Source organism: Verrucomicrobiia bacterium, from assembly GCA_035460805.1.
In the GTDB taxonomy this organism is placed as follows: domain Bacteria; phylum Patescibacteriota; class UBA1384; order CAILIB01; family CAILIB01; genus DATHWI01.
In genome coordinates this window covers 1-9,228 of record DATHWI010000096.1, presented here as the reverse complement: position 1 = coordinate 9,228, position 9,228 = coordinate 1, and the positions used below count along the sequence as shown (strand labels likewise).

Sequence of the window (9,228 nt, the reverse complement as noted above, 5' to 3'; positions counted from 1 at the left end):
GGATTACGTAGAATCCCTCAAGGTGGTTTTGGCAAACGGCGACGAGATTACCGTGAAAGCTATGACCAAGGCGGAGATTGAGGGGAAGACGCACCGGTACAGCCTGGAAGGTAAAATATACCGCGAGCTTGCACGTCTCCTTGCCACCCATACCCGCGATGAGTCGCGCCCCAAGTTCCACGTCACCAAGAACTCTACGGGATATGCCATTTGGGAAGTAGAGCATAGGGGGATGTTCAACTTGGCAAAGCTCTTTGTCGGCTCCCAAGGGACGCTCGGCATCATCACCGAGATTACCCTGCGCACAGAGCTGCTCCCCAAGGAAACAGCCCTCATTGGTGGGTATTTCGATAGTATCGATAAAGCAGCGGAAGCCGTGGAAGAGCTGTTAGTGCTTGGTCCCAGTGCTTTGGAGATCGTAGATAGGAACCTGTTGGAGTTAGTCGAATCAAGACAGCCTGGGCACTTGGAGGGACTGATCCCTGCACAAATGCCGGAGATTGTTTTGATTGTGGAGTTTGATGACCACAATGACCGAAACCGTACAGGTAAGGGGAAGGCCGCCAAGACCATCCTTAAGCACTACGCGTACGCCCACAAGGAGGCAGAGGGTCCTGCGGAGCAGGAGCGCCTCTGGAAGCTACGCCGTTCAGCTGCTGCTGTCATTTGGACAGTAGATGGCCCCGAGAAAGCCTTGCCTATTGTGGAGGATGGCATCGTCCCAGCTGCGTTGCTGCCTGAATTTTTCCGCCGTGCCTATGCCCTCTTTGCCAAATATGAATTGAAAATTGCTGTTTGGGGGCACGCAGGTGATGCCAACCTGCACATGCAGCCTTTCATGAACTTGTCAGATCCCGCACACCGGGAAAAGATCTGGCCTTTTGTAGAAGATTTCCATCGCCTGGTCATTGAGATGGGCGGGTGTATCTCTGCGGAACACAACGATGGCTTATTGCGTTCCCCGTACCTTAAAGCGCAGTATGGTGAGGAATTGTACCGCTTGTTCCGTCAGGTGAAACACATGTTTGACCCCCATGAGATTATGAACCCAGGCAAGAAGGTAGATGTGGCTATTGAACGTATCCAGCAGCTTGTCCGGCATTCATACGGGTTGGACCACTTAGTGAAAGACCGGGAACTCATTAACAGATAGTATGGCGCTCCTCTATCTTCTCATTGCAGCCCTCATTGTCTTGGCACTCCTCCCTCAGCCATGGTTTTGGTTTGGAACAGTTTTTGTATTTCCCGTGATCATCCTGTGTGTGCTTTTTTACATTGGTGTCTTTTTGGCAGCAAAAGAAGTGTTGGCCAAAAAAACAGTAGCCCTCCTTTCGTTGGGCGGCCTTCTCGCCATACCTGTGGTTTTGCGGGCAGGCATGTACATCCACCTTGGTGATAGTGCAGACATGAACCTTACTGAGGAAGACTGGATTGTCACGATGTATGTTACCCGTCTCATTCTTGCTGCGGTAATGCTCATGTTTTCCTGGGCGATCGGCAACCTTGTTGCAAACCGGTGCAAGACCATTCGCGACGTACGCCTTTATGGCGCAGGGCTAGCACTAATGGGAATCATCTCCCAGGCAGCAATTGGTGTCTATCAGTTCTTCCTATGAACGAGCCTATCCTCCCAGCACTTGATGCGCACACAGACCAGAAGACCGAGTTTTTCATGGCCGCTTCGCACCAGCTCAAGTCGCCGGTAGCGGTGGTCCAGTGGTGCCTTAACTCCATTACGGAAAAGCAGGATATAGACCCTGAAACGCGTAAGTTGGCGGAACGTGCCTTGGTCCAGGCTGACGCGATGAGTCAGCTTTTGGGTGACATGCTGCGCGTGTTCCGCATCATCCACAAAGGGCATGGGGTAGAGACGCTGGTTCCCATCAATATGAACCACCTTCTTGAGGGCGTATTGAAGCAGTATGAGCTTATTGCACTCCAGCAACAGGTTAAAATACAGGTGGGGCCCATGGAGCAGTTGCCATTGGTTTTGGGTAACGAAACCTACCTTCAGCAGGCTGTTATCAATATCCTTGATAATGCCATTAAGTATTCCACGGCCGGAAGTTCAGTGGAGTTGTCAGCGTATGCCAAGGGCGGGATGATTGAGATTACCATTGCGGATCATGGCATTGGTATTCCAGAAGCAGAACAGAGCCGCCTGTTTACAGAGTTCTTCCGGGGTGAGTTAGCCAAGGACAAGACGGCAAACGGCACGGGGTTGGGGCTGGTGCTCGTCAAACATATCTTAGAGGGGATGGGTGGCGGAATCTCGTACACTAGCGTTCCCGGCAGGGGGACAACCTTCCTTCTCCGGATTCCCACCGCAGCGGCATAAAAAAACACCCTTCGCTGAGGGTGTTTCTTGAATCTGGTTTCTGCGCCGGTAGTCATTCCCAATTCCCCGTTGTGTTAGCGCACACCGGATTATCCCAAATGATAAGCGCAGGACGGATATGGTGCCGTCTCGCTCATTCCTTTCCTGCATCAACACGGCCGTTTGTTGAAGTGTGGTGGTGGGGCGCAGATAACAAAAGGCACTATAGCAAAAGAAATTTTCTTTTACCAGAGCCTATTACCGCTTTAGCAAGTCGACGAAAACGTTACCTGGAATCTCCACTTTCCCAAATTTCTTCATCCGCTTCTTACCCTCTTTTTGCTTGTTGAGGAGTTTCATTTTGCGTGTCACGTCACCACCGTACAGATAGCCTGTCACGTCCTTGCGGTAAGCCTTGATAGTCTCACGGGCCACAATCCGTCCGCTGATTGCGGCTTGGATGGCAATGTCAAAGTTTTGGCGTGGGATGAGGTCTTTGAGGCGCTCACAGAGCCTCCGGCCATGAATTTCTGCTTGGTCAGTCGGGACAATAGTGGCTAGCGGGTCTACCACATCCCCACCTACCATAAGGTCGAGTTTGGTAAGTTTACCAGCACGGAAACCGAGGATTTCATAGCTCATGGAAGCGTAGCCGGAGCTGACGCTTTTCAGCTCGTCGTAGTAGGTTACTACAATCTCTACCAAGGGAATTTCATAGGAGAGTACTACGCGGTCTGCATCCAAGTAGTGCGTCCCAAGGTAGGTTCCACGGTGCTTAGAGCTGAGTTCCATAATATTACCCATGTAACTTTGTGGGCTCACAACCTCAAGCTTTACCCATGGCTCACGAATCTCGCTGTAAAAGGTAGGGTCGGGAAGTTCCGCGGGACTATGCACCTCTGTCACTTTCCCATTTGTTCCTACAATTTCATACGCCACGGAAGGTACGGTGGTGATGGTCTCGGAGCCAAACTCGCGCGAAAGGCGCTCGGTAACAATTTCCAAGTGCAGCATCCCTAAAAAGCCACAGCGAAAACCAAAGCCTAGGGCAGGTGAATGCTCTGCTACATAGGAAAGTGCGGAATCGTTCAGTTTGTACTTAGCAATGGAATCGCGCAGCTTTCCGTAATCGTCACTGTCTGTAGGGTACAGCGAGGCAAAAACCATAGGGGTGACTACGCGGTAGCCAGGCAGCGCCTCAGGTGCGTCCTTTGGCCCGGCGGAACCAATGGTATTGCGCCCAGAAATGGTGACCGTTTCACCAATACCAATTTCACTTACCTCCTTAAGGCCGGTAATGATGTAGCCAATGTCACCACACTTCAGGTTGGGCTGTTCAAGGCGTTTAGGGAAGAAATACCCTACTTCCAAGGTTTCAGTATCAGTATTCCCTTGGATGAGGTGGGCCAATTGCCGGTCATCAAGTGAGCCGTCCACGACACGCAAGTAAGCCACTACGCCGCGGTAGGGGTCGAACGTACAGTCAAACACCAGGGCGCGAAGCGGGGCGTTGGGATTCCCTTGCGGGGCAGGCACTTGCGCTACTACCGTATCCAAGATCTCCTTTACGCCCATACCAGTTTTGCCGGAGGCAAAGAGAATATCTTCACGCTTGCAACCAATAAGATTCATGAGTTCCTCGGCACGCCGTTCCGGTTCTGCGTGGGGAAGGTCAATCTTGTTGATAACAGGAATGATGGTCAGGTCTTGTTCAATCGCTTGGTAGAGTGTGGTGAGTGTTTGGGCTTGCACGCCTTGGGATGCATCTACCAGAAGCACGGCGCCCTCTACGGCTGCCAAGGAGCGGGAAACCTCATAGGAGAAGTCCACGTGTCCAGGCGTATCGATAAGGTTGATGATGTAGTCGGTGCCATCTACCGTGTGCTGCATGCGGACAGGCTGCAGCTTAATGGTAATACCGCGCTCACGCTCCAGGTCCATTTGGTCTAGCATCTGGTCCTTCATGTCCCGGGACTCCACCGTTTTGGTTACCTCAAGCATACGGTCAGCCAGTGTCGACTTACCGTGGTCAATATGCGCGATAATACAAAAATTGCGGGTCCGCTCCATGTTGTCTATTCAACAATGAACGGGCCGTGCACAACGGAGAGGAGATAAAAGAGTGCGAGCATGACAGAGGGGATCAGGGCGATGGAAACCACAATGCAGACCAAAGCAACGAACCGTTGCTTCTCTACGGCAAAGCGGGGGACCACGTACCTGATTCCAAGGAAGATGAGTTGGATGGTTAAGGTGAGGACGAGCAGGAAGGAAATGAACACGCTACCCAGGGTGCCAAGTGTCTGGGTGTAGGCAATCTCCCATAATACCCAGAGTGCAATAAGCTGGAGGGCTATCAGGACGCTATGGAGAAGGGTACGGTTGAGGGGCTTGCTCATTGGCTGAGGTACTGTTGGAATGTTTGGTTGGCTTGGGTTTTTATTTCTTCCTTTGCAGCGTCGGTACCCGTTTTAATTGCGGCGTCTTTTTGTTGCAGCAGCTCTTGGGTGGCACGGCTCTTTGCTTCATTGGCAGAGGCATTCGCCGCATCTTCGGCTGCTGCCTTGGCTTGGTCTACTGCTGATGCACCTTCCTGCTTCACCTTGTTGAGTAGGGCGTCAGTAGCACCTACATTTCGTGTTTCTTGAAGGAAGCGCTTGCTCTTGACCCAAGAACCTAGCTTCCACAAACCATATCCGCTCACACCGGTAAACACAAGGGCAAGGGTAACTACCCATACGAAAGCCCCGTACGGGGTTTGGTCTACTGGTTGGTCGTAAAACGTTTGTTCTTCAGCCATGAGAGTTCTTCTGGAAGTACCAGCTTACTATATCCGAGAATAACCAAGAGACCAACGGTGCCTGCTATGGCGAACTGAAGGAAAAGGCCAGCAATGTACTGTGTTCCTAGGATGCCCATGGTTACGTATGCCCAGTCCACAATTTGCAGCGTTGACCATGTTGCAAGCCCAGAAGCCAAACCGAGCAGGGTGTACCGGGCGATTTGGGGGATAAGGCTAATGAGTCCTAATTGGACAGTTTTGTGCTGCTTGAGGGCGATGAGGTAGAGCAGGCACTGTACGATGGATACCACGGAGCCGGCAACGGCGAGGCTGGCTACGGTGCCGTTATAGACGGTGATGCTGACAAACGCCCAAGCGATCCCTGCGCCACCAGCAATGATGGAGAGGAACATGGGTGTCTTAGTGTCGCGCAGCGCATAAAATACCCGTGACAACATCACCACAAAGGCTGCTGGAATAATGCCGATGAGGAACCCAATGAAGGTGGCGATGGCGAGGTTGGTTTCATCCCAACTGGTATGTCCCATACTCATGTAGAGCCGTACTATCTGGGCACGAAGGACAAAGGCGAGGATGAGGCCTGGAATGAGGTAGAAAAGCAGGGTGCGGAAGGAGCGCTGGATGAGGCGGTTTACATCGTTCCAGTCTTCGGTGGCCACCCGGGCTGCCAGAGTTGGGAAAAGGGCGACCGCAAGTGAGTTGGCAAGGATGACGGTTGGTGTGGTCTGCAGGTCATTCATACCCGCCAAGATGGCAATGGAGCTGGCTGCCAGCCCAGAGGCCAAGGCCGTAAAGACAATGAGTACAATCTGACTCATTCCTTGGGAGATGCTACGAGGTACCATGAGCCGTGCCAGTTCCCGTATCTCGGGACTACGTTGTAGGTTCCAGCGTGGCATATAGCCGGTACGCCGCATCTCAATAAACTGAATCCCAAAGTGGAGGATGGCACCCACAATGACGCCGTACGCAATTGCCTCGATGCCAGTTTTTGCAGCTACAAAAGTACTGGCGATGATTGCCAAGTTGTACATGAGGGGTGCAAACGCAGGCGAGCCAAAGCGTCGGAAGCTGTTGAGGTACCCACCGCAGATAAACGACCAGGCAAAGAACACGCTCTGCAGCATAAGGATGCGGCTGAGGTGTACCGTGGCGTTGAAGCGCTCCGGATCAAACCCATGCACCACGAGGCGCATGAGCGGCTCCATGAAGATGGCGAAGACTGCCGCAAGCGCTACAAAGATGACAGTTAACCAGGTGAAGGTCTGGTCGGCAAAGACACGGGCATCTTCCTCTTTGTGCTTGGCGAGGGTACGGGACAGGATTGGCACGAATGCGCTTCCAATTGCCCCAAAGATAAGCACGTTAAAGAGGAGGTCAGGAATGCGGAAGCTGGCGTAGTAAATGCTTAACTCACCTTTATCAATCAGCCAGTAAAACACCACGTTCCTCAGGAGGCCAAGGGCGTTGCTGAGGACGGCGGTGAGGACAAGCAGGATGGAGGCCTGCTTAATGCCTACGGGACCAGATTGGAAGAGTGAGCCAACACGTTTAAAAATACCCATGAGCCAATTATACCTCGATTAAGCGAGGGGTGACTCAGGTTTGCTTACACCCGTGTCACTTTCGAGAATGGCAGTAAGCTCTTCGCCGCTCACAGTCTCCTTTTCTATAAGGAGATCGGCCAGGTGGTCCAGTGCCTTGCGGTACTTGGTCAGTACGCTTGAAGCCTTCTTTTCCGCTTCATCAATAATGCGGAAGATTTCTTCATCGATAATCTTGGCGCGTTCTTCGGAGTAATCGCGTTGCTCACCCATGCTGCGGCCCAGGAAAGTCTCGTGGGACTGCTCGCCGTAGGTGCGGAGGCCAAGCTTTTCACTCATGCCAAAGACGGTAATCATGCGGCGGGCCATATCGGTGGCACGCTTCAAGTCGTTGGACGCACCAGTGGTTGGCTCTTTGAAAACGAGCATTTCTGCGAGGCGGCCACCAAGAAGCATTGCCAATTCGTCCTTGAACTTGGCCTCTGAGATAAGGTGCTTGTCTTCGCGAGGCAGGCTCCACGTAAGGCCAAGGGCCATGCCGCGGCTGATGATAGAGACTTTGTGGATGTCATCGGTAAGCGGGAGGACGTGGCCTACAATGGCGTGACCTGCCTCATGGACAGCCGTAATCCGCTTCTCAGAATCTGAGAGCACACGGCTAGGGCGCTCAGGGCCAACCAGAATCTTTTCTACGGCTTCGTGGAGGATTGGTTGGGTGATTTCCTTTTGGTCACGGCGGGCAGAAAGGATGGCTGCCTCGTTCATGACATTTTTCAGGTCGGCAGGGGAGAGACCAGCAGTTTGGTTGGCAATGGCATCGAGGTTAATACCTTTGGCGAGCGGTTTCTTGTCTGCGTAAACCTTGAGTACCTCGATACGTTCATCGCGGGTGGGAAGGTCAACCACAACGCGACGGTCAAAGCGGCCGGGACGGAGTAGGGCAGGGTCAAGGACGTCGGGACGGTTGGTAGCAGCCATAACAATGACGCCGGCATCGGTTTCAAAACCATCCATCTCTACGAGGATTTGGTTGAGGGTCTGTTCACGTTCGTCATGACCCCCACCAAGGCCGGTACCGCGTTGGCGACCAATGGCATCCAATTCGTCGATGAAAATGATGCAAGGGCTCATGCGCTTTGCCTTGGCAAAGAGGTCCCGTACGCGGGAGGCGCCGACACCAACGAACATCTCTACAAACTCAGAGGCCGAGATGGTGAAGAATGGTACACCCGCTTCACCGGCAACGGCCTTGGCGAGCAAAGTCTTACCGGTTCCTGGAGGGCCAATCAGAAGTACGCCCTTAGGGATTTCTGCGCCAAGCGCCTTAAAGCGCCCTGGGCTGCGGAGGAATTCAACTTCTTCTTCAAGCTCTGTCTTTGCCTCTTTGAGGCCAGCAACGTCCTTAAAGCGCACCTTGGACATGTTGGCCAATTTGGCGCGGGACTGCCCAAAGCTCATAGCTTTCATGTTCTGGCCAGCAGTGGCCCTAAACATGTAGATGATAAGCCCTACGATAATAAGCGCAGGAAGAAGGGTTTGGAGAAGGACGAGCCAGATGGTGCCAGTGGCATCGAATTTAATCTCAATCTCGGTCTTGTCCCTGGTAATGTCGTAGTCCTTGAGGGTGTCGTTCTGGCGGAGAGAGGACTTTACTTCTTTTCCATCGGAAAGGGTAACCGTAAGGTCTGTGTCGTTCTCGACGACAATCTTCTTTACCTCACCGTTCTGTACCTTGTTGGCAACGTCAGAAATACCCAGCGTCTCAGGCTCCGTACGGTTTGGGTTGTATGCGTAGGAAAGAACGGCAAAAGCAATGAGGGCCAGAACGATCCAGGCAAAGTTGCGACTGCACCCTGGCTGCGGAGGCATGGGCATGCCGCCACGACCCTTGCTTGGCCGACGGACAGGCCGGCGAGGCGGAGTCTCTTGTTCCATTTGTTCAAGCTCAGGCTGCTCGCGTTCGTCCATGGAGTGAGAGGTTAGGAATGGGGTTGATTCGAGCCTGGGAATAGGGTAGTATCGCTAGGCACTCGAGATCTTCCAATATCGCAAGTATAGGGAGAAGAGACAAGACTGTAAAGTTTACTTTCCATAGTCTCTCGTTCGAAAAAAATGCAGCGGGGTGGAGCAGCCTGGAAGCTCGTCTGGCTCATAACCAGAAGGTCGTTGGTTCAAATCCAACCCCCGCTACCAAAGAAAAAGAACTCCTTCGGGAGTTCTTTTTCTTTGATGTAGACGCAGGGGTTGGATTTGGGGAAAGGGCTGGGGAAGCGAGAGTCACTTGTACTCGGAGTGCATCTAACCTCCGCCACCGCCTAACATGCTATATTGTCCACATGGCCCTAGACCTCAACCAAAACAACCTCCCCGTGGAGGCGCTCGGCCCTCCCGCTTCTGCCTTGCAGGCAGCAAATGCGGATACACTTCTTCGCGCACCTGGTACGGGTACGGCAACTGTTGCTGTGGTGGGTGAAAAACAAACGGAAACCAGAGACCTTCACTGGGTAGACGGCGCCGTTCTTATCCTCATCGTGGCAATCCTTGGCGGCTGTGCGCTTATGTGG

The 9,228-nt window shown here is 52.9% G+C and carries 9 protein-coding genes and 1 tRNA gene; 5 read left to right on the top strand and 5 right to left on the bottom strand.

The genetic code is table 11. From position 1 onward, the window contains the following. The 3 genes from VLA04_03720 to VLA04_03710 all read left to right on the top strand — a co-directional run. Positions 1 to 1,153, top strand: a 1,153-nt coding sequence (locus VLA04_03720; GenBank protein ID HSI20782.1) for an FAD-linked oxidase C-terminal domain-containing protein, incomplete at its 5' end; no start/stop codon positions are given. Position 1,154: 1 nt separating this feature from the next. Then, positions 1,155 to 1,616, top strand: coding sequence for a hypothetical protein (locus VLA04_03715; protein HSI20781.1), 462 nt, complete (start codon positions 1,155 to 1,157; stop codon positions 1,614 to 1,616). Then, positions 1,613 to 2,338, top strand: coding sequence for a HAMP domain-containing sensor histidine kinase (locus tag VLA04_03710; protein HSI20780.1), 726 nt, complete (start codon positions 1,613 to 1,615; stop codon positions 2,336 to 2,338). The genes VLA04_03715 and VLA04_03710 overlap by 4 nt, the downstream gene beginning before the upstream one ends. A gap of 237 nt (positions 2,339 to 2,575) precedes the next feature. Here the strand turns inward: VLA04_03710 and lepA are convergent, their stop codons facing one another. From lepA to ftsH, 5 genes are read right to left on the bottom strand one after another with little or no spacing between them, the layout of a single operon-like run. After that, entirely contained in the window at positions 2,576 to 4,387 is a 1,812-nt protein-coding gene (lepA, locus tag VLA04_03705) for a translation elongation factor 4 (protein ID HSI20779.1), read from the bottom strand. A 5-nt stretch (positions 4,388 to 4,392) separates the two neighbouring features. Next, complete coding sequence (locus VLA04_03700) at positions 4,393 to 4,716, bottom strand: hypothetical protein (GenBank protein ID HSI20778.1); 324 nt, start codon at positions 4,714 to 4,716, stop codon at positions 4,393 to 4,395. Then, positions 4,713 to 5,117 carry a hypothetical protein gene (locus tag VLA04_03695; protein HSI20777.1) on the bottom strand — a complete coding sequence of 135 codons (405 nt, stop codon included), beginning with the start codon at positions 5,115 to 5,117 and terminating at the stop codon, positions 4,713 to 4,715. The genes VLA04_03700 and VLA04_03695 overlap by 4 nt, the downstream gene beginning before the upstream one ends. Further along, positions 5,081 to 6,685, bottom strand: a complete 1,605-nt coding sequence (gene murJ / locus VLA04_03690; GenBank protein HSI20776.1) for a murein biosynthesis integral membrane protein MurJ — start codon at positions 6,683 to 6,685, stop codon at positions 5,081 to 5,083. The genes VLA04_03695 and murJ overlap by 37 nt, the downstream gene beginning before the upstream one ends. Before the next feature lie 18 nt (positions 6,686 to 6,703). After that, positions 6,704 to 8,632, bottom strand: coding sequence for an ATP-dependent zinc metalloprotease FtsH (gene ftsH / locus VLA04_03685; GenBank protein ID HSI20775.1), 1,929 nt, complete (start codon positions 8,630 to 8,632; stop codon positions 6,704 to 6,706). 148 nt (positions 8,633 to 8,780) lie between these two features. On the opposite strand from ftsH, the gene VLA04_03680 reads away from it, so the two are divergent. Both VLA04_03680 and VLA04_03675 read left to right on the top strand, forming a co-directional pair. Then, positions 8,781 to 8,857, top strand: a tRNA-Met gene (locus VLA04_03680). Positions 8,858 to 9,000: 143 nt separating this feature from the next. Then, positions 9,001 to 9,228 (top strand): hypothetical protein (locus tag VLA04_03675; GenBank protein ID HSI20774.1); only part of this gene is annotated, 228 nt, incomplete at its 3' end.